This is a genomic window from Agromyces sp. NSFZ (assembly GCF_056156205.1).
In genome coordinates this window covers 2999121-3023988 of the sequence record NZ_CM149585.1, presented here as the reverse complement: position 1 = coordinate 3023988, position 24868 = coordinate 2999121, and the positions used below count along the sequence as shown (strand labels likewise).

Here is a 24868-nt window from a genome sequence, read left to right as displayed (position 1 = left end):
TTCGGAGGCGGCGTCGCCCAGAGGTGGCGTCGCCCCGTGTCCATGCCGCCGTGCGCCCGCCCGACCCTGTCGTTTCTCCCCCGAGAGGGGGACAATGACATCAGCGGATGATGCTGGTGGAGGTGCGACATGGCGCACGCAGTGCAGTACTCCCGATTCGGCGGCCCCGAGGCACTCGAGGTCGTCGAGGTGCCCACGCCCGAACCGGGCGAGGGCGAGGTGCTCGTCGAGGTGTTCGCGACGGGCCTGAACCCGGTCGAGAGCTCGATCCGCCGGGGCGATCATCGCGAGCGATGGCCGGTGGACCTCCCGGTGACGCAGGGGAGCGACCTCGCCGGCGTGGTCATTGCGAACGGGCCGGGCGCCTCCCGGTTCAGCCGTGGCGACGAGGTCATGGGCTTCGTCGCTCGCGGCGCGCAGGCGACGCACGTGGTCGTGCCCGAGGAGAACCTGATGCCGCGCCCGCCGGGGCTGTCGTGGGAGGTCGCCGGGTCGCTGTACACGGCGGGCACCACGGCGTGGAACGCCGTCGAAGGCCTTGGACTCGGGCCCAACGACACGGTGGTCATCACCGCGGCCGCGGGCGGGGTCGGATGCCTCGCCGCGCAGTTCGCCCGCATGCGCGGTGCCACGGTCATCGGCACGAGCGCCGAGGCGAGATTCGACTTCCTGCGGCAGTTCGGGGTGATCCCGACCGGCTACGGTGCCGGACTCGCCGACCGCGTGCGCGCGCTCACGTCCGAGCCGATCAGCGCGTTCCTCGACTTCCTCGGCGGCGAGGTGCGCGAGGCGAAGGCGCTCGGCGTGCCGCCCGCGCGCATCCTCACGATCTTCGACTGGGACGCGGTCGACGAACACGGCGCGGTGCGCATCTCGGCGGGCGACGCCGTGGCCCTCGGCAGGGTCGCCGCCCTCGCGGCCGCACGTCGCATCCGCCTCCCCATCGCGGACGTCTTCGCACTCGATTCGGTTGCCGACGCGTATCGTGCGCTCGACAAGCGGGAGGCGCCGGGCAAGATCGTGCTCGGCCTGCGCATGGTCGAGTACCGGGGGCAACGGGTCCGTGAGCCGGCGCTCAAGGAGCAGGACGTGACGCTCGGCGTGCTCACGCCGCACGAGCACCTGGACGTGGAGGAGGCGATTCCTCCCGCCCTCGCCGACGGCAGCGTGCGGCGGCGGCACCGAGAGGAGCACGAGCGCGAGGAGCACGAGCGGGAGGAGCACGCCAGCGGCCGGTAACGCGGCGGCAGCGGCATCCGCGCGCCCATAGGATTGAGCGCATGGCCGACGCCTCCTCGTTCTATATCACCACGCCCATTTTCTACGTGAACGACGTGCCCCACATCGGGCACGCGTACACCGAGGTCGCCACCGACGTGCTCGCACGCTGGCACCGCCAGGCGGGACGCGACACGTGGATGCTCACCGGCACGGACGAGCACGGCCAGAAGATCCTCCGCACCGCCACGGCCAACGACGTGACGCCGCAGGAGTGGGCCGACAAGCTCGTCGCCGACGCGTGGAAGCCGCTGCTCGAGACCGTCGACGTGGCGAACGACGACTTCATCCGCACCACCGACGAGCGCCACGAGCAGAACGTGCAGAAGTTCCTGCAGAAGCTCTACGACGACGGCCACATCTACACGGGCGAGTACGAGGGCTACTACTGCGTCGGGTGCGAGGAGTACAAGCAGGAGTCCGAGCTCGTCCAGGGCGCGGGCGAGTACGAGGGCCAGCTGGTCTGCGCGATCCACTCCAAGCCCGTGGAGCTCCTGCACGAGAAGAACTACTTCTTCCGCACGTCGGCGTTCGCCGACCGGCTGCTCGCGCTCTACGAGGAGCGCCCTGACTTCGTGCAGCCCGAGTCGGCGCGCAACGAGGTGCTCGGCTGGGTGCGCTCGGGGCTCGCCGACCTCTCGATCTCGCGCTCGACGTTCGACTGGGGCGTGAAGGTGCCGTGGGACGACACGCACGTCGTCTACGTGTGGTTCGATGCGCTGCTCAACTACATCACCGCCGTCGGCTACGGGCAGGACGACGAGGAGTTCGCCCGCCGCTGGCCCGCGCAGCACATCGTCGGCAAGGACATCCTGCGATTCCACGCCGTGATCTGGCCGGCCATGCTCATGGCGGCCGGCCTCGAGGTGCCGCGCGGCGTGTTCGGCCACGGCTGGCTCCTCGTCGGTGGCGAGAAGATGTCGAAGTCGAAGCTCACGGGCATCGCCCCCGAGCAGATCACCGAGACGTTCGGTTCCGACGCGTTCCGCTACTACTTCCTCTCGGCGATCCACTTCGGCCAGGACGGCTCGTTCTCGTGGGAGGACCTCTCGGCGCGCTACCAGGCCGAGCTCGCCAACGGGTTCGGCAACCTCGCGTCGCGCGTCGTCGCCATGATCAACCGGTACTGCGACGGCGTCGTGCCGAGCGCCGCCGAGCTCTCCGCCGCCGACCACGAGATCGCGGCCATCGAGCAGCGGGCGACGGATGCCGCGTGGTCGGCCATCGGGCGGCTCGCCGTGCACGAGGCCATCTCGTCGACGTGGGAGCTCGTCGACGCCCTCAACGGGTACCTCACGGTCGAGGAGCCGTGGACGCTCGCCAAGGATCCGCACCAGCGCGCCCGCCTCGAGACCGTGCTCGCCACCGCGTACCACGGGCTCGGCACGCTCGCCGTGCTGCTCTCGCCCGTGCTGCCCAAGGCGACCGCGAAGCTCTGGACCGCGCTCGGCGCGCCCGGCACCGTGCAGGAGCAGCGCATCGACCGGGCGAACGAGTGGAGCGTCGGCGTGCAGGTGTCTGCGCTCGAGGCGCTTTTTCCGCGCGTCGAGGTGAGCGAGTGACGGGCTCGGTCCCTGAGCCAGTCGAGGTCCCTGAGCCTGTCGAAGGGAGGTCCGAGCACCTCCGCACGCGTTCCGGCCCTTCGACGGGCTCAGGGACCGGAGCGAGGGGGTACCCGCCGCCGCCCGAGCCCCTCGCCGTGGGCGTGTACGACAACCACACCCACCTGGAGATCGCCGACGGCGCCCTCCCGCTCGACGTGCACGAGCACCTCGAGCGCGCCGCCTCCGTCGGTGTCCTCGGTGCGGTGCAGGTGGGCACGGATGTCGCGACGAGCCGCTGGTCGGCCGACGTCGCCGAACGCGAGCCGAGGCTCCTCGCGGCCGTGGCGCTGCATCCGAACGAGGCGCCCGAGCTCGAGGCATCCGGAACCCTCGACGACGCCCTCGCCGTGATCGACGAGCTGGCGGCCCGGCCGCGCGTGCGCGCCATCGGCGAGACGGGACTCGACTTCTACCGCACCGGCGACGACGGACGCGGCGCCCAGTTCCGCGCGTTCGAGGCCCACATCGAGATCGCGAAGCGGCACGGGCTCGCCCTGCAGATCCACGACCGCGACGCGCACGACGAGGTCGTGGCGACGCTGCGGCGCGTCGGTGCCCCCGAGCGCACGGTGTTCCACTGCTTCTCGGGCGGCGAGGAGCTCGCCCGGCTCGCGGCATCCGAGGGCTGGTACCTCTCGTTCGCCGGCAACGTGACGTTCAAGAACGCCGAGAACCTGCGTGAGGCGCTGCGGGTCGCGCCGCGCGATCGGATCCTCGTCGAGACGGATGCCCCGTACCTCACGCCCGTCCCGCTGCGCGGGCGACCGAACGCGCCGTATCTCGTGCCGCACACCGTGCGGTTCATGGCGGATGTGCTCGGCATCCCGCTCGACGAGTTCTGCGAACAGCTCGCGTCGAACACCGTCGCAGTGTACGGGTCGTGGCAAGATGAGCCCGTGCGGGGGGCAGAGGGGTCGCAGGGAGCGCCGCGGTGAACGCGCATCGGCATGCGGCCGATGGCGCCGAGAGCTCCCCGCGCCTGCTCGGCCCGGTCGAGATCCGAGATCTCGCCGAGCATCTCGCCGTCACGCCCACGAAGAAGCTCGGACAGAACTTCGTGCACGACGCCAACACGGTGCGGCGCATCGTGCACGCCGCAGGGGTGCGATCGGGTGAGACCGTGCTCGAGATCGGCCCCGGGCTCGGGTCGCTGACGCTCGGGCTGCTCGAGGCCGGGGCATCCGTCACGGCCGTCGAGATCGACGGACGGCTCGCCGAACAGCTGCCGCACACGGCGAGCCTCATGCAGCCCGGCACCCACCTCACGGTCGTGCACGACGACGCGTTGCGGGTCACCTCGCTGCCCGGGCTGCCGCCCGTGCGGCTCGTCGCGAACCTTCCGTACAACGTGTCGGTGCCCGTGCTGCTGCACCTGCTCGAGCACTTCCCGTCACTCGCGTCGGGCATCGTCATGGTGCAGGCCGAGGTCGGCCACCGGCTCGCCGCCGAACCCGGTTCGAAGGTCTACGGCTCGCCGAGCGTGAAGGCCGCCTGGTACGGCACCTGGCGCATCGCCGGGCAGGTCTCGCGCATGGTGTTCTGGCCCGTGCCGAACGTCGACTCGGTGCTCGTCGGATTCGAGCGCGGTGAGGAGCCGGGCACCGAGGAGGAACGACGCGCGACGTTCGCGATCGTCGACGCGGCGTTCCAGCAGCGCCGCAAGATGCTGCGGCAGTCGCTGTCGGCCGTGCTCGGCGGCACGTCGGGGGCGGCCTCGGCGGTACTCGAACACGCCGGTGTCGACCCCCAGTCGCGCGGCGAGGAGCTTCGCGTGGCGGACTTCCTCGCGATCGCGCGGGCCGCTTCGGCACCGGCATCTGCACCGGTCGACGCCTGACCGCGGCGCCCTTCACAGGCGCTGGCGGCGGCACTACCGTGGTGCCATGGACACGCCGGTGGGGAGCAGCGCCGAGGGCATCAGCGACGACGCCGTCATGGAGGCGACGGGACGCGCGCGTTCCGAGTGGTACGTGATGCTCGACGAGGCCGGTGCCGCCACGTGGCGGCACAAGGACGTCGCGTCGTGGCTCGCCGACCAGCACGGCGTCGACGCGTGGTGGGCGCAGCACCTCACCGTGGCCTACGAACAGGCACGCGGCATCCGCGAGCCCGGCCAGCGGCAGGACGGCACGTTCGAGGCGAGCGTCAGCCGCACCGTCGCGCTCGCTCCCGCCGACGCGTTGCGGGCCCTCGCGGCGGTCGTCACCGCCGAGCTCGACGTCGAGCCGCTCGCCCTCAACCTCACGGCGAAGCATCCGACCGCGCGGTTCCCGCTCGACAGCGGCGAGTTCGTGCTCGCGAGCGCGAGTCCGGTCGGCGAGGGGCGCTCGTCGATCGGCCTGACCTGGGGTCGCATGAGCGACGGCACCCGACTCGCCGAGATCAAGGCCGACCTGCGTGAGTGGCTGCAGGCGGTGGGCTGACGGGGGGACGTCCGACCTCGTGGGATAGCGTGGCAGCATGACGATCGCGGCAACCGACGAGGCAGTGCGTGTGCGGGCGCCGGGCAAGATCAACCTCTTCATGCGCGTCGGCGCGGTGCAGTCCGACGGGTACCACGACGTCGCCACGGCGTACCAGGCGGTCTCGCTCTACGAGGATGTGCGGGCGTGGCCCGACGACGAGTTCAGCGTCGGATTCTCGGGCAGCGTGGACACCTCGGGCCTGCCGACGGATGCCTCGAACCTCGCGATCCGGGCGGCGAAGCTGCTCGCGCGTACCGCGGGTGTGCCCGGCGGCGTGCGACTCGAGATCGAGAAGCACGTGCCCATCGCGGGCGGCATGGGCGGGGGTTCGGCGGATGCCGCGGCCACCCTCATCGCGTGCGACGCCATGTGGGGCACTGCGCTGTCGAAGGAGGAACTGCACGGACTCGCCGCGAAGCTCGGCGCCGACGTGCCGTTCGCCCTGTCGGGCGGCACCGCCATCGGCACCGGCCGGGGCGATCGGCTGAGCCCGGCCCTCGCGACCGGCTCGTTCCACTGGGTGCTCGCGCTCGCCGAGTTCGGCCTCTCGACGCCCGCCGTCTACGGCGAGCTCGACCGGCAGCGGGCCGAGACGACGCGGCCGATGGCCGTCGACGCGCCGCCCGTCGTGGCCGCCTCCGTGCTGCAGGCCCTGCGAGCCGGCGACGCACATCGCCTCGCCGGAGCGCTGCACAACGACCTCCAGCCGGCGGCCCTCGCGCTCGCGCCGGGGCTCGGCGGCATCCTCGAGCTCGGCGAGGCGCACGGGGCGCTCGCGGGGATCGTGTCGGGTTCGGGACCGACCGTCGCGTTCCTCGCCGAAGACGCCGGCTCGGCGATCGACCTGCAGGTCGCATTGTCGGCGGCGCGCCTCACCGCGGTGCACGTGCACGGACCGGTGCACGGCGCACGCGTCAGCTACGCCTGATCGCCCGCCGCCGCGTGGGATCGGCCAGTCGTGGTGCGTCGAAGGCGCCGTTCGGTGCGTACACGTCGGTGCCGGGCGGGACGATCTCGTCGATGCGGTCGAGCACTTCGTCGTCGAGCACGAGGGCGCCGGCAGGCAGCAGCGACTCGAGTTGCGGCAGCGTGCGCGGGCCGACGATCACCGAGGTGACGGCCCGGTGCGCCAGGGGGAACGCGGCGGCCAGTTCGGGCAGTGAGACGCCGAGTCCGTCGGCGACGGGCACGAGCTGCTCGACCACGTCGAGCTTGCGCGCGGTCGTGGCATCCGCCGGGTCGAACCACGCGGGCCGGAGCACCGCGCGACCCTCGGCGGCGGGCGGTGCCGCGTCGCGCCGGTAGCGGCCGGTGAGGAACCCGAACGCGAGCGGGCTCCAGGTCAGCACGCCCATACCCCAGCGTTCGGCGACCGGGAGCAGGTCGCGCTCGACACCGCGTGCGAGCAGGTTGTATGGCGGCTGTTCGGTGCGGAACCGCATGAGGCCACGCGCCTCGGCGACCCGGTGCGATTCGACGACCTCGTGGGCGGGGAACGTCGAGGAACCGAACGCCCGAATCTTGCCCGCGCGCACGAGGTCGGTGAGCACGCCGAGGGTCTCCTCGAGGTCGGTGTCGAGGTCGGGCCGGTGCACCTGGTACAGGTCGATCCAGTCGGTGCCGAGGCGGCTCAGGCTCGCGTCGACGGCGCGCAGCAGGTGGCGCCGGGAGTTGCCGCCGCGATTGAGGCCCGATCCGAGCGCGAAGTGGCCCTTGGTCGCGAGGATCACGTCATCGCGCCGGTCACGCAGGGCCTTGCCGACGATCACCTCGGATTCGCCGGCCGAGTACATGTCGGCCGTGTCGACGAAGTTGATGCCGCGATCGAGGGCGGTGCGGATGATGCGCACGCAGTCATCGTGATCGGGGTTGCCGGCGGCGCCGAACATCATGGTGCCGAGCGCGAAGCGGGAGACGGTCATGCCGGTCCGCCCGAGGATCGTGGTGGGCATGTCGGTGGTCACAGGCCCGACCCTAGTTCGGCAAGCAGATTTGCGCAAATATGGTTGCGAAATTGACTAGGCTCGGTCACATGCGACGAGATGGAGCCCCCGGAGACGTACGCACGGTCGACGAGGTGCGCGCGCTCGCCGCCCTCGCGCACCCCGACCGTGCGCGCATCATGGACGCCCTGGCCGTCGACGGGCCGTCGACGACCGGCGCGCTCGCGGACGTGCTCGGCGTCGCCACGGGCAGCGCCTCGCATCACCTGCGCGTGCTCGTCGACGCCGGTCTCGTCGAACGCGCGGCACCGGATGCCGCGGACCTCCGCCAGCGACGCTGGAAGCTCGTCACCCGCGGCATGCGCTGGTCGGCCGGGCAGTTCCGCGACCGCCCGGCGGCGGAGTCTGCCGCGGCGGCGGCCGACGCGGTGATGCTCGCTCGTGACGTCGAGCGGGCACGCGCCTTCCTCGCCGCGGCGGAGCCGCCGTGGGACGACGCGGCCGTGTCCAGCCGCACCTGGTTGCGGCTGACCCCCGACGAGCTCGCGCAGCTCGGTCGCGAACTCGACGAGCTGCTGCTGCGGTGGCGTCGGCGCGAGCTTCCCGACGACGGTGCCGATCGTCGCTCGGTGCTCGCCTTCGTGCGGGCGTTCCCCTCGCGACCCTGAGATCCGGCCGTTGATGCCATCTGCACCGTCGAATGCGGCGAGCGGTGCATTCGGCATCGACGGTGCGAGAGCCGCCGCATGGCCCTGTGGAGAGGCCCCGGCCCGTCGCCCCGGATCGGTGCACCCTGAGCGGATGCCCCGGCGGCAGGTGTTCAGCCACGAGACGGCGGCCGCGCTCTGGGGCGTCCCGCTGCCGGCGTCCGCGATGCCGCCGCCATCGTCGGGCTCGGATCAGGGAGCAGCGCCGACGCTGCACGTCTCGGTGCCGCGACACTCGGCTCCTCCGGCCGGCCGGGGCGTCACCGGCCACGCCATCCGATTCGAGCGCGTCACCGTGCACGTGCGCGGCGGTCTCCGGATGGTCGACGCCGCGAGCGCGTGGGTGCAGTGCGCGGCGCGCCTGTCGGTCGACGACCTCGTGGCCGCCGCGGACTTCCTGCTCACCGGCACCCAGCCCTTCGACGGCAGAGCGCCGCGCTGCACGCGCGACGACCTCGCGGCGGCGATCGAGCGGCATCCGCGATGCCGCGGCGCCGCGCGATTGCGCGAGGCGCTGGAGCTGGCGCGATCGGGTCCGCTGTCGCGCCGGGAGTCGCTGCTGCGTCTCGATCTCGTGCGCGGCGGCCTCCCGGAGCCGGAGTGCAATCACCGGGTGCTCGATTCCGACGGGTCCCTCGTCGCGATGATCGACCTCGCGTACCCGGCGTATCGGGTCGGGCTCGAGTACCAGAGCGACCTGCATCGCCCGGCGGACGCGTTCCGCCGCGACATCGGGCGCCTGGAGCGGATCGCCGACTTCGACTGGTCGATCGTGCAGGTGACCGCCGACGACGTGAGCGCCGACGGCGAGGCGCGGAACTCGGCGGCCATGTGCGAGCGCGTGGCGGCTCGCCTGCGGGCTCGCGGCTGGCGACCGGAACGCGAGTCGATGTCATCCGCACCGCAGGAAGCGGGGAGCGGTGCGAATGGCATCGACTCGCCCAGAGCAGAGGCCGCGCACGACCGACGCGCGCACGACGGCGCGCCGACGGCGCGGGCCGGCGCCGGCCGGCGCGTGCCACGCGCAGCCCACGCCGACCCGCGGCGGCTAGGCTCGGTGGGACATGGCACACCTCCTCGGCGCCGAGCGCCTGCACCTCGAGTTCCCGACGCGCACCGTCTTCGACGAGGTCACCCTCGGCGTCGACGAGGGCGACCGCATCGGCGTCGTCGGCCGCAACGGCGACGGCAAGTCGACGCTCCTGAAGCTCCTCGCGGGTCGACTCGAGCCCGACGCGGGGCGCGTGACGCGCCGCCGCGGCATCCGGATCGGCATGCTCGACCAGGCCGACGTCGTCGATCCCGGCCTGACCGTGGCCGAGTCGGTCGTCGGCGGCATCGAGGAGCACGTCTGGGCGGGCGACCCGAAGGTGCGCGACGTCATCGGCGGGCTGCTCGCGGATGTCCCGTGGCGCGGCCAGGTCGGCGCGCTCTCGGGCGGGCAGCGGCGGAGGGTCGGGCTCGCGGCGCTGCTCGTCGGCGACTGGGACGTCGTGTTCCTCGACGAGCCCACCAACCACCTCGACGTCGAGGGCATCGCGTGGCTCGCGCGGCACCTGAAGACGCGATGGGCTGCCGACGCCGGCGCGCTCGTCGTCGTGACGCACGACCGGTGGTTCCTCGACGAGGTCTGCACCGACACGTGGGAGGTGCACGACGGCATCGTCGAGCCCTTCGAGGGCGGCTACGCGGCGTACGTGCTGCAGCGCGTCGAGCGCGACCGCATGGCCGCGGCATCCGAGGCCAAGCGCCAGAACCTCATGCGCAAGGAGCTCGCGTGGCTCCGCCGCGGGGCCCCTGCCCGCACGTCGAAGCCGAAGTTCCGCATCGAGGCCGCGAACCAGCTCATCGAGAACGAGCCGCCGGTGCGGAACCCCGTCGAGCTCAACCGCCTCGCGGTGTCGCGCCTCGGCAAGGACGTCGTCGACCTCCTCGACGTGTCGGTGGTCTACCCGGTTCCGGATGCCCCGCCCGGCGCGCCGACCGAGCGCACCGTGCTGCACGACCTCGAGTGGCGCATCGCGCCGGGTGAGCGCACCGGCATCCTCGGTGTGAACGGGGCGGGCAAGTCGACGCTCCTCGGGCTCGTGACGGGCGCGGTGCAGCCGACGACCGGACGCGTGAAGCGCGGCAAGACCGTGAAGATCGCCACGCTCAGCCAGGAGCTCGCCGAACTCGCCGAGTGGGCCGACGAGCGCGTGAGCGCGGTGGTCGCCGAGCAGCGCACGGAGTACACGGTCGGGACGGGGTCGAAGGCGGTGTCGCTCACGCCCGGCCAGCTCCTCGAACGGCTGGGCTTCACGAACGCGCAGCTCTCGACGCCCGTGAAGAACCTCTCGGGTGGGCAGAAGCGGCGCCTGCAGCTCCTGCTCATCCTGCTGCAGGAGCCGAACGTGCTCATCCTCGACGAGCCGACGAACGACCTCGACACCGACATGCTCGCCGCGATCGAGGACCTGCTCGACTCGTGGCCCGGCACGCTGCTCGTGGTGAGCCACGACCGGTACCTCATCGAGCGCGTCACCGACCGTCAGTTCGCGATCCTCGACGGGCACCTGCGCGACCTGCCGCGCGGCGTCGAGCAGTACCTCGAGCTGCGGGTTGCTGGCCGAGCAGGGCCAGGCGAAGCCGAGCGCGTGTCGAGACCCGACCTCGCGCGCACCGAGGGTATCGAGGCGCCGGCTTCGCCGACTCCTCGGCCCGCAGAGGCGCTCACCGGCGCCGAGCGCCGCAACGCCGAGAAGGAGCTCTCGTCGATCGACCGGCGCCTCGAGAAGCTCGCCGCCGAGATCGCGCGCCTGCACGAGCGGCTCGCCCTGCACGACCAGGGCGACTACGTGGGCCTCGGCGTGCTGGGCGACGAACTGCAGGAGCTCGAGGCATCCGTCGCCGAACTCGAGACTCGCTGGCTCGAAGTTTCTGAAGCGATCGAGGGATGACGCCGCAGGAACTGTGACCAATCATGACCGATCGGTCGGGAGGCGCAGATCCTTCGCCTAACGTGGTTGTTGCGCCCGCGTTCGCGGCAACGTCGCCCCCTCGTCACGACTCACCCGGCGGAGCCATGCCTCCCCGCCATCGGCACCCGATCGCGTGCGCTCACGCGAAAGGGAATCACAGGAATGTCACGCACCACCACCAAGCTCCTCGCCGCCCTGGCGACCGTTCCGCTGCTCGCGGGCCTCGCGGCCTGCGCGACGCCCGCCTCCGGCGAGACCGCGGGTGACGACGTCGTGAAGATCGGCGTCGTCGGCAAGGGCGACCCGCAGTGGGCCGCCTTCGAGGAGGCCGCCGCCGACGAGGGCATCACGATCGAGATCATCGACTTCTCGGACTACGCGCAGCCGAACCCGGCCACCACCGAGGGGGAGCTGGACCTCAACCAGTTCCAGCACATCGTCTACCTCGCGGACTACAACGTGTCGGCCGGAGAGGACCTCACGCCCATCGGCTCCACCGCGATCTACCCGCTGGGGCTCTACTCGACGAAGTACGACTCGGTGAAGGACATCCCCGCCGGCGAGACCGTCGCCGTGCCGAACGACGCGTCGAACCAGGCCCGTGCCCTGCTCGTGCTCCAGTCCGCCGGACTCATCGAGCTGACGAGCGGCGGCACGATCTTCTCCGACCTCGCCGACATCGACGAGGCGAAGTCCAAGGTGAAGGTGACCGCGCTCGAGGCGTCGCTCACGCCGACGTCGCTGCCCGACGTGGCCGCCGCGATCATCAACAACGACTTCGTCGAGGACGCCGGCCTCACCTTCGAGGACGCCATCGCGAAGGACGACCCCAGCGACCCGAACGCGCTGCCCTACGTGAACATCTTCGCGACGCGCGCCGATGACGCCGAGAACGAGACGTACCTGAAGCTCGTCGAGATCTTCCAGACCGACCCCGAGGTGCAGGCCGGGCTCCTCGAGTCCTCGGGCGGAACCGGCCTCTCGGTGCAGACGCCCGTCGCCGACCTCGTCGAGTCGCTCGCCAAGGTCGAGGCCGACACCGAGGCCGCCAAGGGCTGATCGTCGCGCCCGACGATCGATCGCTCGCCGATCGGGCGACGGGCGCCGGAGACGGCGTCCGTCGCCCGGTGCGGCGTTGCAGGAGAAGATCACGCACATGGCGCTCGTCGCGCTGAGGAACGTCACCAAGACCTATCCGGCTCCCGCCGGAGGCGCGCCCGTCGTCGCGATCGACGACGTGAGCCTCGAGGTCGACGCCGGTGACGTGTACGGCATCATCGGCTATTCGGGAGCGGGCAAGTCGACGCTCGTGCGGCTCGTCAACGCGCTCGAGCCCGCGACCGCCGGGAGCATCGAGGTCGACGGCCGCGAGATCACCGCGATGAGCGAGCGGGAGCTTCGCCGCATGCGGCTCGGCATCGGCATGATCTTCCAGCAGTTCAACCTCTTCGACTCGAAGACGGTGCGTGCGAACGTCGCGTACCCGCTCACGGTCGCCGGGCGGCCGAAGGCCGAGATCGCGGCACGCGTCGACGAGCTGCTCGACTTCGTGGGACTCGCCGACAAGGCGCGGAACCACCCCGACCAGCTCTCGGGCGGACAGAAGCAGCGCGTCGGCATCGCTCGCGCGCTCGCGACCTCGCCGCGACTGCTGCTCGCCGACGAGGCGACGAGCGCGCTCGACCCCGAGACGACGCACGAGGTGCTCGAGCTCCTGAAGCGGGTGAACCGCGAGTTCGGCGTCACGATCATCGTCATCACGCACGAGATGGACGTCATCCAGTCGATCGCCACGAAGGTCGCCGTCATGGACCGTGGCCGGGTCATCGAGCAGGGCGACGTCTTCGACGTGTTCTCGGATCCGCAGAACCCGTCGTCGCAGCGGTTCGTCGCGACGGTGGTGAAGGGAATCCCGTCGCCGGTGGAGCTCGCCGTGCTGCGGGAGCGCCACGAGGGTCGCATCGCCACGATCTCGTTCCGCGACGGCGACGCGTCGCAGGCATCCGTCTTCCTCGAGCTCGCGAACGCGGGCGTGGAGTTCGAGCTCGTCTACGGCGGCATCAACGACATCCAGGGCCGCGCCTTCGGGCATCTGACCTTGGCCCTCCGAGGGCCGGATGCCGCGATCGACGCCGCCCTCGCGCGCATCGCCGCGCGGGTCGACGTGACGGAGGCCCGCTGATGGATCGCCTGCTCGAACTGGGCACCGAGTTCTGGGTGGCCTCCGCCGAGACGCTCTACATGGTGGCGCTCACATTGCTCTTCGGCGGGCTCGCCGGCCTCGTGATCGGCATCGGCCTCTACACGACCAGGCCGGGGAGCCTCCTGTCGAACCGGGTCGTGTTCAACGTGCTCAACGTCGTGATCAACTTCTTCCGGCCGATCCCGTTCATCATCTTCATCGCCGCGGTGCAGCCGCTCTCGCGGCTCGTCATCGGCACGGGCATCGGCAACAACGCGCTCATCTTCGCGCTCTCGCTCGCGGCATCGTTCGCGATCGCGCGCATCGTCGAGCAGAACCTGCTCACGGTCTCGCCCGGCGTCATCGAGGCGGCGAAGTCGATGGGCGCGGGCCCGCTGCGCATCCTGCGCACGGTCGTGATCCCCGAGGCGCTGGGCCCGCTCATCCTCGGCTACACGTTCGTGCTCGTCGCGATCGTCGACATGACCGCGGTCGCGGGCTTCATCGGCGGCGGCGGGCTCGGCAACTTCGCGCTCGTGTACGGGTATCGGCAGTTCGAGCCGGCCGTCACGTGGGCGGCGGTGCTCCTCATCGTCGTGTTCGTGCAGGGCGTGCAGTTCCTCGGCAACTGGCTGGCACGCCGCGTGCTGCGCCGGTAGCCGAGGCGTGACTCGTCCTCGGCAGGCCGGCGGCTCGTGCCGGTCTCCACAGCGGTGGCTGAGCGGATGCCGCGGGCGGCGCGTCCCCGCCACGATCGCCGCATGACCCGACTGCACGCCGACGAGGCGGCCCGCCTGCCGATCACGACCGACCGCGACGTGGAGGAGCGCGTCGCACTGCTGCTCCGGAATGCCATTCGACGTCAGTGGTGGACGCTCTACCTCGATGACGACGACGTGCAGCTGCCGCTCCTCATGCCCATGGCCGGGTATCCCGATCGCCCCGACCTGCCGAGCGGCGAGGGCAGCACGGCGGCGCAACTCATCGCCGACCGCTTGTCGAGCATCGTCCGCCAGGTCGGCGCCGCCAAGGTGGTGTTCGTATGGGAGCGGCCGGGCGGCGCCGAGCCGACGCCGGGCGACCGCGAGTGGGCGCGTGCGCTCGCCGAGGCGTGCCGGGCCGAGGGCGTGGCCGTGCGGGCGCAGCTCATCCTCCACGACGGCGGCGTGCGCTGGCTCGCGGTTGACGACGACGCGTGACCGTCCGGCGCTGATCGGGGACCGAGGGCTCGTCCTCCTCCCGATCGAGAAGTCGCGTTTGCAGGGTCCGACCCGCCATCTGCGACTTCTCGGCGCCACGCCCACGCTCACGCGGCTCGACCGGCACCGAGCGTCAGTCGAACCCGAGGCTCAGCTTCCGCAGCAGCGCCGAGAGCCGCTTCTGCTCCGCCGCCGGCAGCTCGGCGAGGAGCTCCGCCTCGGCGTCGACGAGGCGGGTGATCGCGGCATCCACGCGCGTGAGGCCGGCCGGCGTCATCTCGACGAGGATGCCGCGGCCGTCGTGCGGATCGGTCTGGCGGGTGACGAGGCCCCGCTCGACGAGGCGGTCGATGCGGTTCGTCATCGTGCCGCTCGAGACGAGCGTCTGCTGCAGCAGTTGCTTCGGCGAGAGCCGGTACGGCGCGCCTGCGCGACGGAGCGCCGACAGCACGTCGAACTCGCTCGACTCCAGCTCCGACCGCGTGAACGCCTGGCGCCGGGCGCGGTCGAGGTGCTTCGAGAGGCGTGCGACGCGCGACAGCACCTGCAGGGGGGCGAAGTCGAGGTCGGGTCGCTCGCGCTCCCAGTCGCGCACGATCCGGTCGACCTCGTCAGCTTCCGTCATCCCGCCATTATCCCGGCGGATGCGGCGATGCGATGGCGCGCGCCCGCTGACCGGCTCCCTTCGACGGGCTCAGGGGGCTCCCTTCGACGGGCTCAGGGGCCGGAGGCGACGAGCGGTTCGCCCGTCTCGAGCACGGTCTTCAGGGCGCTCAGCACGTACATCCAGCCCGTGCCTCCGACCCCCTCGGCCGTCTTCGGCGACGCCTCGAGCCGGTCGTGGGTCAGTGTCACCAGGCAGGTTCCGTCGTCGCGTGGCGAGATCTCCCAGGTGACCCGGCTCGCCGGCTCCGAAGCGAGCTCGTCGTCGTACCCAGACCTCCACTCGTGCACCAGCCGCCGGGGCGGGTCGAACTCGAGCACGGCCTCGGTGCCCCAGTCCGATCCGTCGGGACCGCGGTTGACGCGCTCCTGCGCCGTGGTGTCGATGTGCGCGCCGTAGAAGTACCTCGCGGTGTGCTCGGGGCGCGTGATGGCCTCCCAGATCTCGTCCGCGCTCGCGCGGATGAAGACGTGGTAGATCTGCGTCGTCGTCATGTCGGATGCTCCAGTTCTCGCTTGAGGTCGGAGAGCGCCGATGCCGGCCCGACCCGGTACTTGTCGATCCATCGGTCGTGGATGAGGCGAATGGGCACCACGTTCAGGTAGTGCCGTTTCTCCCGGCCCGAGCGGCGCGTGCTGATCAGCCCGGCCTCCTCGAGGATCCGGAGATGCTTCATGACGCCGAACCGCGTCATGTCGGCCAATCCCTCGAGATCGGCCAGACGGGCGCCGTCGTGCTCGAACAGGTGGTCGAGCAGGCGGCGCCTCGTGGCGTCGGCGAGTGCCTTGAACACCAGATCGTCGTCATCCATCGCCATCGATAATAGGTGACCAAAAGGTCACATGACAAGACCCGGATGCCGCGAGCACCCCTCCGCGCCATGGCAGACTGGTTGGCGCGCAGGGCCCCGCCCGCGCGGTCCGCCATGGTGTAACGGCAGCACGACAGCCTTTGGAGCTGTGAGGACCAGGTTCGAATCCTGGTGGCGGAGCATGGATCAGCAACTCGCCATCATCGTCCTCGCCGCCGGCCAGGGCACGCGCATGAAGTCCGCCACGCCGAAACTCCTGCACCCCCTCGCCGGAGCGCCGATCGTGTCCCACGTGCTCCGCACGGCCCAAGCGCTCGACGCCGCGCACGTCATCGCGGTCGTGCGCCACGAGCGCGACCAGGTCGCCGCCACGGTCGAGTCGGTGCTGCCCGCGTGCGTCGTGGTCGACCAGGACGAGGTGCCGGGCACCGGGCGCGCGGTGGAACAGGCGCTCGCCGCGCTCCCCGCGGACTTCGAGGGCGAGGTGCTCGTGCTCAACGGCGACGTGCCGCTGCTCGACGCCGACACGCTCGCGGCGTTCCTCGAACAGCACCGCGGCCACGCCGCGCAGGCCTCCGTGCTCTCGGCCAGGTACGACGACCCGAGCGGCTACGGACGCATCGTGCGCGACGAGCGCGGCGCCTTCCGCCGCATCGTGGAGCAGAAGGATGCCACCGAGGAGGAGCGCGGCATCGCCGAGATCAACGCGGGCATCTACGCGTTCGGCGCGAGCGCCCTGCGCGACCAGCTCGCGAACCTCACGACCGACAACGCGCAGGGCGAGAAGTACCTGACCGACGTCATCCAGCACCTCCGCGAAGCGGGCAGCGAGGTCGAGGCCGTGCCGGTCTCCGAGCCGTGGCTCGTCGCGGGCATCAACGACCGGGCGCAGCTCTCCGAGACGGCCGCGCGCCTCAACGCGCTCATCGTGCGCGGGTGGCAGCTCAACGGCGTCACCGTCGAGGATCCCGCGACGACATGGATCGACCTCGACGTGAAGATCGATCCCGATGTCACGATCCGCCCGGGCACCCAGCTGAAGGGCGCCACCGTCATCGCGACGGGCGCCGTGGTCGGCCCCGATACGACGCTCGTCGACTGCGAGGTCGGCGAGAACGCCGAGGTGAAGCGCACGGATGCCACGTTGTCGGTCATCGGCGCCGGGGCATCCGTCGGCCCGTTCTCGTACCTGCGGCCCGGCACCGTGCTCGGCGCCGACGGCAAGATCGGCACGTTCGTCGAGACGAAGAACGCGAAGATCGGCACCGGCAGCAAGGTGCCGCACCTCTCGTACGTGGGCGACGCGACCATCGGCGAGCACTCGAACATCGGCGCGGGTTCGATCTTCGCGAACTACGACGGGGTGCGGAAGCACCACTCCGACATCGGCTCGCACGTGAGGACCGGGTCGCACGGCGTCTTCGTCGCGCCCGTTAGGATTGGTGACGGAGCCTATACGGGCGCCGGCACGGTCGTCCGCAAGGACATTCCCGCGGGGGCGCTCGGCGTGAACGTGGCACCCCAACGCAACATCGAGGGATGGGTCCGGAAGCACCGGCCCGGCACCGCGGCGGCCCAGGCCGCCGAGGCCGCCGAGACCGCCGGCGAGGCATCCGCCCCCGTCGAAGACTGACGCACCGGTCGAGGCTGGTGGAGAGGACAGGCCACATGGCTGGAATCGAGACCACCGGATCGAAGCGCCTCGTGCTGGTGAGCGGGCGGGCGCACCCCGCGCTCGCCGAGCAGATCGCGGTGGAACTCGGCACCGAGCTGATGCCCACCGACGCGCGCACGTTCGCGAACGGTGAGCTCTACGCACGATTCGACGAGAGCGTGCGCGGCACCGATGCGTTCGTCATCCAGTCGCACGCCGCCCCCATCAACGAGTGGCTCATGGAGCAGCTCATCATGGTCGACGCGCTGAAACGTGCTTCGGCCAAGCGCATCACCGTGGTCTCGCCGTTCTACCCGTACGCCCGTCAGGACAAGAAGGGCCGCGGTCGCGAGCCGATCTCGGCGCGTCTGGTCGCCGACCTCTACAAGGCGGCCGGCGCCGACCGCATCATGTCGATCGACCTGCACGCCGCGCAGATCCAGGGCTTCTTCGACGGACCCGTCGACCACCTGTTCGCGATGCCCGTGCTGCTCGAGCACTTCCGCCAGCTCCTCGACCCGCAGACCCTCACGGTCGTGTCGCCCGACATGGGCCGGGTGCGCGTCGCCGACATCTGGAGCGACAAGCTCGGCGCGCCGCTCGCGATCATCCACAAGCGTCGCGACCCGCTGGTGCCGAACCAGGTCTCGGTGCACGAGATCGTCGGCACCGTCGAGGGCCGGGTCTGCCTCCTGGTCGACGACCTCATCGACACCGGCCGCACCATCGTGAAGGCCGCAGAGGCGCTCAAGGCCAACGGCGCCATCGGCGTCGTCGTGGCGGCGACCCACGCGGTCTTCTCGACCCCGGCGGTCGACATCCTGCAGGACCCGTCGATCGACCGGGTCGTGGTCACCGACACGCTGCCCGTGCCCGAGGAGAAGCGCTGGGATCGCCTCACGGTGCTCCCCATCGCCCCACTCCTGGCCCGGGCCATCCGCGAGGTCTTCGAAGACGGCTCGGTCACGAGCATGTTCGAGGGCGCGGCCTGACGGCCATGGCCATCACGACGCCCCGTCCCTGGCTCTCGAGCTACGCCGAGGGCGTGCCGCACGACATCGAGCCGCAGCAGGGCTCCCTGTACGACCTCGTTCGAGGCTCGGTGGAGCAGTACGGGCAGAACGTCGCGCTCGAGTTCTTCGGCGCCACCACGACGTATGCCGAGCTCGGCGCGCAGATCGACCGCGCCGCCGAGGGCCTGCGCCTCCTCGGCGTGCAGAAGGGCGACCCGGTCGCCATCGTGCTGCCGAACTGCCCGCAGCATGTTGTGGCCTTCTATGCGGTGCTGCGCCTCGGCGCCATCGTCGTCGAGCACAACCCGCTCTACACCCCGCGCGAGCTGCGGCACCAGTTCGAGGACCACGGCGCACGCGTCGTGATCGCGTGGGACAAGGTGGTCGAGTCGATCCAGGCGTTCCCCGCCGACATCGCCGTGCGGCACGTCGTGTCGGTCGACCTCACCCGTGCCATGCCGGCCCTCATGCGCGCCATGCTGCGACTGCCGGTCGCGAAGGCACGCGAGTCGCGAGCGGCGCTCACCACGAAGGTGCGGGGCACCATGCCGTGGCAGCGGCTCGTGGCATCCGACCCGATCGACGCGCACATCGTCGCCCCCGGCCCCGATGACGTCGCCGTCATCCAGTACACGAGCGGCACCACGGGCAGCCCGAAGGGCGCCGTGCTCACGCACGCCAACCTCGGCGTGAACGCGGCGCAGGCGCGCGCCTGGGTGCCGCAGGTCGAGCGCGGCACCTCGGTCGTCTACGCGGTGCTGCCGATGTTCCACGCCTACGGGCTCACGCTGTGCCTCACCTTCGCGATGAGCATGGGCTCGCGGCTCGTGCTCTTCCCGAAGTTCGATCCCGACCTCGTGCTGAAGGCCGTGAAGCAGCATCCGCCGACGTTCCTGCCGGCCGTGCCGCCGATCTACGACCGGCTCACGAAGTCGGCGGCCGCCGAGGGAGTCTCGCTGCAGGGCATCGAGATCGCCATCTCGGGAGCCATGCCGCTCTCGGCCGACGTGGTCGAGCCGTGGGAGGCCGCCACCGGCGGCTACCTCGTCGAGGGCTACGGGCTGTCGGAGTGCTCGCCCGTGCTCATGGCGAACCCGGTGGCATCCAACCGCAAGGCCGGCACGGTCGGCCTGCCGCTGCCCTCGACCGAGGCTCGCGTCGTGGACCCCGACGAGCCCACCGTCGACCGCGAGCACGGTGCCGAGGGCGAGCTCGTCGTGCGCGGTCCCCAGGTGTTCTCGGGATACTGGCGCAAGCCCGAGGAGACCGAGGCGGTCTTCGTCGACGACCCCGACGGCGGGGCGCCGTGGTTCCGCACGGGCGACATCGTCGCGATCGACGACGACGGCTTCGTGCGCGTGGTCGACCGCATCAAGGAGCTCATCATCACGGGCGGCTTCAACGTCGCTCCGAGCGAGGTCGAGGAGGCGGTGCGCCGCCACCCCGACGTCGAGGATTGCGCCGTGGTCGGCATGCCCGACGAACGATCGGGCGAGGAGGTCGTCGCGGTCGTCGTCCTGCGCGAGGGCGCGACGCTCGACGAGGCCGCCATCCGCGACTTCGCCCGCGGCGAGCTCACGGCCTACAAGGTGCCCAGGCGCATCGTGCAGGCCGACGACCTGCCCCGCTCGCTCATCGGCAAGGTGCTGCGCCGCCAGGTGCGCAACAACCTCCTCGCGGGCTGATCCGGGGCTCGCCGTGTCGTTCCTCTCGGCCGACGCCGCGCGGGCGCTCGAGGGCCTCGCCGCGCTCGAGGCCGGTCCGGATGCCCCGCCGCTCGAGCGGCTCCGCGGCATCCGCTCCCTCGTGGTCGCCCTCGAAGCCGACCCGGCCGCGCTGCGCGCCGTACGCGAGGCGATCGCGGCGGGCGCCACGTGGGACGAGGTGGCGGATGCCGCGGGCCTCAGCCCGTCGGCGGCGAAGTACCGCTGGGCGGGCGACGACGAGGCCATCGCGAGCCGCCAGGACGCGAGCCGCAAGCGCAAGCGCGACCGCCCGTCGACCGCGGCGACCGATCTGCCCGGGTTGTCGGTCTCCGAGGCCGCGAAGCGCCTCGGGGTGACACCGCAGGCGATCTACCAGCGCGTCACCCGCGGGCTCCTGCGCGCCGAGACCGTGCGACTGCCCGACGGGCGCACGTACAAGCGCGTGTTCCCCGACGAGGCGCCGCCGTCCGACGCGGGCTGACCGCGCGGTTCAGGCGTCGCGCTCGTCGTCGCCGACGAAGCGCGGTGTCCCGGGCAGGAGCCCGAGCTCGGCGATGAGCGTCTCGCTCCCGTTCGTGCCGACGGCGAAGCACTGCCAGCCGGGACCGGCCGGACCGAACAGGTCGAACGAGACTCGTGCGCCCGCGGCATCCGCGTCGTAGGCGTTCACGGACACCGCGCAGGCTCGCTGCGCCGCCGAATGGGCCACCCCGTACAACGAGAGCAGGAGCGGCAGCAGCATCGCGCCGAGCGCGACGAGCACGGTGATGCGGAGCGCCCGGCGTCGGCGCTCGCCATAGACCGGACCCTCGTCGCCCGGCTCGTCGTCGAGTTCCCGGAATCGGTCGCTCATGCCGTGGCTCCCACCAGCACCGAGGCGAGGCCGCCGACGCTCGCGGCGATCGTCGCCGCCGCCACGCCCACGATGGCGCCGCGCGGCGGCGTGATCACGAGTCGCGCGCCCGACAGCTGGCGGCGGCGCACGGTGCCGATCACGACGGCCGCAGCGGATGCCGCGAGCAGCAGCACCCCGACCGCCACGAGCCATGGCGTGCCGGTCACCAGGCCCCCGCGCATCGACAGTGCGGCGTTCACCGCGATCGCGAGCGCCGTGCGCGTCCACGCGAGGGCCGTGCGTTCGGGCTGGAGTCCCGGATCGCCCGTCGCGGGGATCACATGCGGCCGCACGACCCGCCCCATCCGGTCATGTGACGAGCAGCAGCACCGCGAGCACCGCGCTGGTCAGCAGGCAGACGCCCGCGAGGGTCGGCAGCACCCAGCTGAACGGCAACGGCCGCCCCTGCCGGATGGCGATCTCGTTGCCGCGCCACCTCGTGTACGAGACCAGGCTCAGCACGGCGGCGACGACGGCCAGCCCGACCGACAGTGCGGTGACGGCAGGACGGGGACCGAGTTCCGTCGCGAACTGGTGCAGCAGCACGCCGCCGGCCAGCAGCGCGAGAGCCGTGCGGATCCACGCGAGGAAGGTGCGCTCATTCGCGAGGGTGAAGCGGTAGTCGGGCTCGGTGCCCTCGCTCCGCCACGCCGGTTCCGGCATCCGCACGCTCCTCCCCGTCGGCCTCGTCTGCTCGCGCCCGCTCCCGCTCACGCCTCAGTGCGACGAGGGCGACGTCTCGATCTCACTGCGGTCGCCCGACCAGAGCGTGTGGAAGACGCCCTCGCGGTCGACACGACGGTAGGTGTGCGCGCCGAAGTAGTCGCGCTGGCCCTGGATGAGCGCGGCAGGCAGGCGGTCGGCGCGCAGGCCGTCGTAGTACGCGAGCGACGACGAGAACGCGGGCGTCGGGATGCCGGCCTGGGCGGCGATCGCGACGATGCGGCGCCAGCTCTCCTGCGCCCCCGCGACGGCGTCGCGGAAGTACGGGGCGACGACGAGGGCCACGAGGCCGGGGTCTTCGGCGTACGCCTCGGCGATGCGGTTGAGGAAGCGCGCGCGGATGATGCATCCGGCCCGCCAGATCTTCGCGATGTCGCCCTTGTGCACGTCCCAGCCGAACTGCTCGGCGCCGGCGACGATCTCGTCGAAGCCCTGCGAGTAGGCGATGATCTTCGAGGCGTAGAGCGCCCGGCGCACGTCCTCGATGAACGTGTCGGGGTCGTCGACCGTCCAGCCGCCCGCCGGGCCGGGCAGGTCGGCGGAGGCCTGGCGCTGGGCCCGCTTCGAGGAGAGGCTCCGGGCGAAGACCGCCTCCGCGATGCCCGAGGTCGGGACGCCGAGGTCGAGCGCGTTCTGCACGGTCCAGGCGCCGGTGCCCTTGGCGCCCGCCTCGTCGAGGATGACGTCGACGAGCGGCTGCCCGGTGGCGGCATCCGTCTGGCGCAGCACCTCGGCGGTGATCTCGATGAGGTAGCTCTCGAGCTCGCCGGTGTTCCACTCGGCGAAGACGTCGGCGATCTCGGCCGGGCTCTTGCCGGTGCCCTGGCGGATGAGGTCGTAGGCCTCGGCGATGAGCTGCATGTCGGCGTACTCGATGCCGTTGTGCACCATCTTCACGAAGTGGCCGGCGCCGTCGGTGCCGACGTGGGTCACGCACGGCTCGCCGTCGGGCGCGATCGCCGCGATCGTCCGCAGGATGGGACCGAGCGTCTCGTACGACTCGGCCGTGCCACCGGGCATCAGCGACGGGCCGTTGAGCGCGCCCTCCTCGCCGCCCGAGACGCCCATGCCCACGAAGTGGATGCCGGTGGGCTTGATCTCGGCCTCGCGGCGGATCGTGTCGTGGAAGTTCGCGTTGCCGCCGTCGACGATGATGTCGCCGGGCTCGAAGCGCTCCACGAGCTCGGAGATCACCGCGTCGGTGCCCTTGCCTGCCTGCACCATGATGATCGCGGTGCGGGGCTTGGCGAGCGACGCGACGAACTCGTCGTAGGCCTCGGACGGCACGAATCCGGCCTCGGGGTGCTCGGACACGAGGGTCTGCGTGCGCTCGGGGGAGCGGTTGAACACGGCCACCGTGTTGCCGTCGCGACTCGCGAGGTTGCGGGCGAGGTTCGACCCCATGACCGCGAGTCCGACGACGCCGATGTTTGCAGTTCCGTTTTCAGGCACGAAAGCTCTCCTCGTGAGTTCTGGGGGTCGCCCCCCAGCGTACTGTGAGCGCGGCTCACCGTTGCCTCCCGTTGCGGTGAGGGACGCGGTGGCGCAGGACGGCCGCTCCCGGTGGGCTAGCCTGCAGGTCATGACCGCAACCGACGCTCCGCCCCGCATCGTCGTGATGGGCCCGAGCGGTGCCGGCAAGTCGGTCATCGGCGCAGCCCTCGCCGAGCGGCTCTCGCAGCGGTTCCCGCGGCTCGACTTCGTCGACGGGGACGATCTCCACCCCGTGGCCAACGTCGAGAAGATGCGTGCCGGCATCGCGCTGGTGGACGCCGACCGCGAACCCTGGCTGGATCTCGTCGGCGCCGCGCTCGCCGAGGCCGACGGCGGCCGCGTGATCGCCTGCTCGGCGCTTCGCCGCACGTACCGCGACGCGATCCGCACGGCGTGCCCCGACGCCGTCTTCGTCGAGCTCGTCGTCCCGCGCGACGAGCTCGGCGAGCGGGTCGGTCGACGCCCGGGCCACTTCATGCCCGCGACGCTGCTCGATTCGCAGCTGGGCGCGCTGGAGCCGCTGGCGGGCGGCGAACCGGGAGTCCGGGTCGACAACTCGGGCCCGGTCGACGAGGTCGTCTCGGCTGCGGTCACGGCGCTCGGCGACATCCGCTAAACTGGGCGACTGTACTTCGGCGAGGGATGTCTCGCAGCCGGCCCCGTGGCCGCTCGCGACATCCGTGATCGACGCGGTGGATCCAGGCTTCACGGCTGTTCCTCACGCACTGCGCACGAGATGTGCGCGCGTCGAGTCGAAACGACACAGACACACGATCTGGGCCGAGTGAGCCCGCAAGGAGAACCACCATGGACGAAGACAACAAGGTCGAAGCGGCCCCGCGCGACACGTTCGGCAAGGGCGCGGCGCGCAAGATCCGCGCCACCGGCAAGATCCCCGCCGTGCTCTACGGGCACGGCACCGACCCGCAGCACCTCACGCTGCCCGGACACCAGATCGCCCTGCTCCTCCGCAAGGCGAACGCGGTGCTCGACCTGCAGATCGCCGGCAAGAGCCAGCTCGCGCTCGTGAAGGACGTGCAGAAGGACCCGGTGCATCAGGTCATCGAGCACCTCGACCTGATCGTCGTCCGTCGCGGCGAGAAGGTCCAGGTCGAGGTCCCCGTGCACGTCGAGGGCGAGCCGTTCGGCGACACCATCGCCGACCTCGACGCCAAGACCCTCCTGCTCGAGGTCGAGGCGACGCACATCCCCGAGAGCATCGTGCTCTCGGTCGAGGGCCTCGAGGAGGGCACCCAGATCCACGCCAAGGACGTCGAGCTGCCCGCCGGCGCAACCCTCGTCAGCGACGAGGAGACCCTCGTCGTGAACGTGCACGTGCCGCAGAAGGTCGACCTCGGCGAGGAGGCCGCGGAGGCCGAGGCCGCCGAGGCCGAGGGTGAAGCCGCCGAGGGCGCCGAGGAAGGCGCAGCCGAGGCCGAGCAGGCCGAGTAGCCGTCAGCCGCGGCACCCCGCACCGGGCCTGCGGCTCGCGTCCGAGTACGCTCGGAGGCGGGCCGCGGGCCCCTCGCATTCCCCGTACCGCATCACTGCACGATCCGCAGTCCGTCGA

26 protein-coding genes and 1 tRNA gene are annotated in these 24868 nt (G+C 71.5%); 19 read left to right on the top strand and 8 right to left on the bottom strand.

The window, feature by feature from the left end; translation table 11 throughout:
* The first annotated feature begins 129 nt into the window (after positions 1 to 129).
* The 6 genes from ACVFI9_RS14280 to ACVFI9_RS14255 all read left to right on the top strand — a co-directional run bounded on the left by ACVFI9_RS14280 (position 130) and on the right by ACVFI9_RS14255 (position 6275).
* Positions 130 to 1239: an NADP-dependent oxidoreductase gene (locus tag ACVFI9_RS14280; RefSeq protein ID WP_474762873.1), complete on the top strand. Its 1110-nt coding sequence runs from the start codon at positions 130 to 132 to the stop codon at positions 1237 to 1239.
* Between the two features lie 41 nt (positions 1240 to 1280).
* Complete coding sequence (gene metG / locus ACVFI9_RS14275; RefSeq protein ID WP_474762872.1) at positions 1281 to 2840, top strand: methionine--tRNA ligase; 1560 nt, start codon at positions 1281 to 1283, stop codon at positions 2838 to 2840.
* A 137-nt stretch (positions 2841 to 2977) separates the two neighbouring features.
* Entirely contained in the window at positions 2978 to 3817 is an 840-nt protein-coding gene (locus ACVFI9_RS14270; RefSeq protein WP_474762871.1) for a TatD family hydrolase, read from the top strand.
* The gene (gene rsmA / locus ACVFI9_RS14265; RefSeq protein ID WP_474762870.1) at positions 3814 to 4719 is read left to right on the top strand and encodes a 16S rRNA (adenine(1518)-N(6)/adenine(1519)-N(6))-dimethyltransferase RsmA; all 906 of its coding nucleotides are present in this window, start codon (positions 3814 to 3816) and stop codon (positions 4717 to 4719) included. The genes ACVFI9_RS14270 and rsmA overlap by 4 nt, the downstream gene beginning before the upstream one ends.
* A 46-nt stretch (positions 4720 to 4765) precedes the next feature.
* Positions 4766 to 5305, top strand: a complete 540-nt coding sequence (locus ACVFI9_RS14260; protein WP_474762869.1) for a hypothetical protein — start codon at positions 4766 to 4768, stop codon at positions 5303 to 5305.
* A 37-nt stretch (positions 5306 to 5342) separates the two neighbouring features.
* Positions 5343 to 6275 (top strand): 4-(cytidine 5'-diphospho)-2-C-methyl-D-erythritol kinase, encoded by a 933-nt coding sequence (locus tag ACVFI9_RS14255; protein ID WP_474762868.1) that lies wholly within the window; start codon positions 5343 to 5345, stop codon positions 6273 to 6275.
* On the opposite strand, the gene ACVFI9_RS14250 is transcribed toward ACVFI9_RS14255, so the two are convergent.
* Complete coding sequence (locus tag ACVFI9_RS14250; protein WP_474766273.1) at positions 6262 to 7299, bottom strand: aldo/keto reductase; 1038 nt, start codon at positions 7297 to 7299, stop codon at positions 6262 to 6264. The genes ACVFI9_RS14255 and ACVFI9_RS14250 overlap by 14 nt on opposite strands.
* Before the next feature lie 80 nt (positions 7300 to 7379).
* Here ACVFI9_RS14250 and ACVFI9_RS14245 point away from each other — a divergent pair, with 80 nt between their 5' ends.
* The 6 genes from ACVFI9_RS14245 (at position 7380) to ACVFI9_RS14220 (ending at position 14338) form a co-directional block, all read left to right on the top strand.
* Complete coding sequence (locus ACVFI9_RS14245) at positions 7380 to 7958, top strand: ArsR/SmtB family transcription factor (RefSeq protein ID WP_474762867.1); 579 nt, start codon at positions 7380 to 7382, stop codon at positions 7956 to 7958.
* 1103 nt (positions 7959 to 9061) lie between these two features.
* Positions 9062 to 10936: an ABC-F family ATP-binding cassette domain-containing protein gene (locus ACVFI9_RS14240; RefSeq protein ID WP_474762866.1), complete on the top strand. Its 1875-nt coding sequence runs from the start codon at positions 9062 to 9064 to the stop codon at positions 10934 to 10936.
* Positions 10937 to 11119: 183 nt separating this feature from the next.
* Positions 11120 to 12016, top strand: a complete 897-nt coding sequence (locus ACVFI9_RS14235) for a MetQ/NlpA family ABC transporter substrate-binding protein (RefSeq protein ID WP_474762865.1) — start codon at positions 11120 to 11122, stop codon at positions 12014 to 12016.
* Between the two features lie 97 nt (positions 12017 to 12113).
* On the top strand, positions 12114 to 13139 hold the full coding sequence (locus ACVFI9_RS14230; RefSeq protein WP_474762864.1) for a methionine ABC transporter ATP-binding protein: 1026 nt from the start codon (positions 12114 to 12116) through the stop codon (positions 13137 to 13139).
* On the top strand, positions 13139 to 13798 hold the full coding sequence (locus ACVFI9_RS14225) for a methionine ABC transporter permease (protein WP_474762863.1): 660 nt from the start codon (positions 13139 to 13141) through the stop codon (positions 13796 to 13798). The genes ACVFI9_RS14230 and ACVFI9_RS14225 overlap by 1 nt, the downstream gene beginning before the upstream one ends.
* A 102-nt stretch (positions 13799 to 13900) precedes the next feature.
* A complete protein-coding gene (locus ACVFI9_RS14220; protein ID WP_474762862.1) occupies positions 13901 to 14338 on the top strand; it encodes a hypothetical protein in 438 nt (145 codons plus the stop codon).
* A gap of 133 nt (positions 14339 to 14471) precedes the next feature.
* On the opposite strand, the gene ACVFI9_RS14215 is transcribed toward ACVFI9_RS14220, so the two are convergent.
* The 3 genes from ACVFI9_RS14215 to ACVFI9_RS14205 form a co-directional block, all read right to left on the bottom strand.
* A complete protein-coding gene (locus tag ACVFI9_RS14215; RefSeq protein ID WP_474762861.1) occupies positions 14472 to 14963 on the bottom strand; it encodes a MarR family winged helix-turn-helix transcriptional regulator in 492 nt (163 codons plus the stop codon).
* 92 nt (positions 14964 to 15055) lie between these two features.
* Positions 15056 to 15496, bottom strand: coding sequence for an SRPBCC domain-containing protein (locus tag ACVFI9_RS14210; protein WP_474762860.1), 441 nt, complete (start codon positions 15494 to 15496; stop codon positions 15056 to 15058).
* Positions 15493 to 15813, bottom strand: coding sequence for an ArsR/SmtB family transcription factor (locus ACVFI9_RS14205; RefSeq protein ID WP_474762859.1), 321 nt, complete (start codon positions 15811 to 15813; stop codon positions 15493 to 15495). Before ACVFI9_RS14205 ends, ACVFI9_RS14210 begins: the two co-directional genes overlap by 4 nt.
* Before the next feature lie 108 nt (positions 15814 to 15921).
* On the opposite strand from ACVFI9_RS14205, the gene ACVFI9_RS14200 reads away from it, so the two are divergent.
* From ACVFI9_RS14200 to ACVFI9_RS14180, 5 genes are all read left to right on the top strand, one after another.
* Positions 15922 to 15993: transfer RNA gene (locus ACVFI9_RS14200), tRNA-Gln, on the top strand.
* A gap of 1 nt (position 15994) precedes the next feature.
* A complete protein-coding gene (gene glmU, locus ACVFI9_RS14195) occupies positions 15995 to 17446 on the top strand; it encodes a bifunctional UDP-N-acetylglucosamine diphosphorylase/glucosamine-1-phosphate N-acetyltransferase GlmU (RefSeq protein ID WP_474762858.1) in 1452 nt (483 codons plus the stop codon).
* 35 nt (positions 17447 to 17481) lie between these two features.
* Entirely contained in the window at positions 17482 to 18459 is a 978-nt protein-coding gene (locus tag ACVFI9_RS14190) for a ribose-phosphate diphosphokinase (RefSeq protein ID WP_474762857.1), read from the top strand.
* A gap of 5 nt (positions 18460 to 18464) precedes the next feature.
* Positions 18465 to 20165 (top strand): long-chain-fatty-acid--CoA ligase, encoded by a 1701-nt coding sequence (locus ACVFI9_RS14185; RefSeq protein WP_474762856.1) that lies wholly within the window; start codon positions 18465 to 18467, stop codon positions 20163 to 20165.
* Positions 20166 to 20178: 13 nt separating this feature from the next.
* Positions 20179 to 20667, top strand: coding sequence for a hypothetical protein (locus ACVFI9_RS14180; protein ID WP_474762855.1), 489 nt, complete (start codon positions 20179 to 20181; stop codon positions 20665 to 20667).
* Positions 20668 to 20676: 9 nt separating this feature from the next.
* Here ACVFI9_RS14180 and ACVFI9_RS14175 read toward each other — a convergent pair whose 3' ends face one another.
* The 4 genes from ACVFI9_RS14175 to gndA are packed head-to-tail and all read right to left on the bottom strand — an operon-like array spanning position 20677 to position 23208.
* On the bottom strand, positions 20677 to 21039 hold the full coding sequence (locus ACVFI9_RS14175; protein ID WP_474762854.1) for a hypothetical protein: 363 nt from the start codon (positions 21037 to 21039) through the stop codon (positions 20677 to 20679).
* Positions 21036 to 21386, bottom strand: a complete 351-nt coding sequence (locus ACVFI9_RS14170; RefSeq protein ID WP_474762853.1) for a DUF202 domain-containing protein — start codon at positions 21384 to 21386, stop codon at positions 21036 to 21038. The genes ACVFI9_RS14175 and ACVFI9_RS14170 overlap by 4 nt, the downstream gene beginning before the upstream one ends.
* A gap of 4 nt (positions 21387 to 21390) precedes the next feature.
* Entirely contained in the window at positions 21391 to 21744 is a 354-nt protein-coding gene (locus tag ACVFI9_RS14165) for a YidH family protein (RefSeq protein WP_474762852.1), read from the bottom strand.
* Between the two features lie 54 nt (positions 21745 to 21798).
* Complete coding sequence (gene gndA, locus ACVFI9_RS14160) at positions 21799 to 23208, bottom strand: NADP-dependent phosphogluconate dehydrogenase (protein WP_474766272.1); 1410 nt, start codon at positions 23206 to 23208, stop codon at positions 21799 to 21801.
* Between the two features lie 178 nt (positions 23209 to 23386).
* Here gndA and ACVFI9_RS14155 point away from each other — a divergent pair, with 178 nt between their 5' ends.
* Both ACVFI9_RS14155 and ACVFI9_RS14150 read left to right on the top strand, forming a co-directional pair.
* Positions 23387 to 23914, top strand: coding sequence for a gluconokinase (locus ACVFI9_RS14155; protein WP_474762851.1), 528 nt, complete (start codon positions 23387 to 23389; stop codon positions 23912 to 23914).
* A 191-nt stretch (positions 23915 to 24105) separates the two neighbouring features.
* Positions 24106 to 24750 carry a 50S ribosomal protein L25/general stress protein Ctc gene (locus ACVFI9_RS14150; protein ID WP_474762850.1) on the top strand — a complete coding sequence of 215 codons (645 nt, stop codon included), beginning with the start codon at positions 24106 to 24108 and terminating at the stop codon, positions 24748 to 24750.
* Positions 24751 to 24868 lie beyond the last annotated feature (118 nt).

Coding starts and splice junctions, on each gene's coding strand:
- ACVFI9_RS14185 (WP_474762856.1), top strand. CDS start 18,465: ATGGCCATCACGACGCCCCGTCCCTGGCTCTCGAGCTACGCCGAGGGC.
- ACVFI9_RS14225 (WP_474762863.1), top strand. CDS start 13,139: ATGGATCGCCTGCTCGAACTGGGCACCGAGTTCTGGGTGGCCTCCGCC.
- ACVFI9_RS14235 (WP_474762865.1), top strand. CDS start 11,120: ATGTCACGCACCACCACCAAGCTCCTCGCCGCCCTGGCGACCGTTCCG.
- ACVFI9_RS14220 (WP_474762862.1), top strand. CDS start 13,901: ATGACCCGACTGCACGCCGACGAGGCGGCCCGCCTGCCGATCACGACC.
- ACVFI9_RS14165 (WP_474762852.1), bottom strand. CDS start 21,744: ATGCCGGAACCGGCGTGGCGGAGCGAGGGCACCGAGCCCGACTACCGC.
- glmU (WP_474762858.1), top strand. CDS start 15,995: ATGGATCAGCAACTCGCCATCATCGTCCTCGCCGCCGGCCAGGGCACG.
- ACVFI9_RS14245 (WP_474762867.1), top strand. CDS start 7,380: ATGCGACGAGATGGAGCCCCCGGAGACGTACGCACGGTCGACGAGGTG.
- gndA (WP_474766272.1), bottom strand. CDS start 23,208: ATGGGGTCGAACCTCGCCCGCAACCTCGCGAGTCGCGACGGCAACACG.
- ACVFI9_RS14150 (WP_474762850.1), top strand. CDS start 24,106: ATGGACGAAGACAACAAGGTCGAAGCGGCCCCGCGCGACACGTTCGGC.
- ACVFI9_RS14230 (WP_474762864.1), top strand. CDS start 12,114: ATGGCGCTCGTCGCGCTGAGGAACGTCACCAAGACCTATCCGGCTCCC.
- ACVFI9_RS14240 (WP_474762866.1), top strand. CDS start 9,062: ATGGCACACCTCCTCGGCGCCGAGCGCCTGCACCTCGAGTTCCCGACG.
- ACVFI9_RS14175 (WP_474762854.1), bottom strand. CDS start 21,039: ATGAGCGACCGATTCCGGGAACTCGACGACGAGCCGGGCGACGAGGGT.
- ACVFI9_RS14215 (WP_474762861.1), bottom strand. CDS start 14,963: ATGACGGAAGCTGACGAGGTCGACCGGATCGTGCGCGACTGGGAGCGC.
- ACVFI9_RS14210 (WP_474762860.1), bottom strand. CDS start 15,496: ATGACGACGACGCAGATCTACCACGTCTTCATCCGCGCGAGCGCGGAC.
- ACVFI9_RS14205 (WP_474762859.1), bottom strand. CDS start 15,813: ATGGATGACGACGATCTGGTGTTCAAGGCACTCGCCGACGCCACGAGG.
- ACVFI9_RS14170 (WP_474762853.1), bottom strand. CDS start 21,386: ATGGGGCGGGTCGTGCGGCCGCATGTGATCCCCGCGACGGGCGATCCG.
- ACVFI9_RS14280 (WP_474762873.1), top strand. CDS start 130: ATGGCGCACGCAGTGCAGTACTCCCGATTCGGCGGCCCCGAGGCACTC.
- ACVFI9_RS14190 (WP_474762857.1), top strand. CDS start 17,482: ATGGCTGGAATCGAGACCACCGGATCGAAGCGCCTCGTGCTGGTGAGC.
- ACVFI9_RS14155 (WP_474762851.1), top strand. CDS start 23,387: ATGACCGCAACCGACGCTCCGCCCCGCATCGTCGTGATGGGCCCGAGC.
- ACVFI9_RS14250 (WP_474766273.1), bottom strand. CDS start 7,299: ATGCCCACCACGATCCTCGGGCGGACCGGCATGACCGTCTCCCGCTTC.
- metG (WP_474762872.1), top strand. CDS start 1,281: ATGGCCGACGCCTCCTCGTTCTATATCACCACGCCCATTTTCTACGTG.
- ACVFI9_RS14260 (WP_474762869.1), top strand. CDS start 4,766: ATGGACACGCCGGTGGGGAGCAGCGCCGAGGGCATCAGCGACGACGCC.
- ACVFI9_RS14255 (WP_474762868.1), top strand. CDS start 5,343: ATGACGATCGCGGCAACCGACGAGGCAGTGCGTGTGCGGGCGCCGGGC.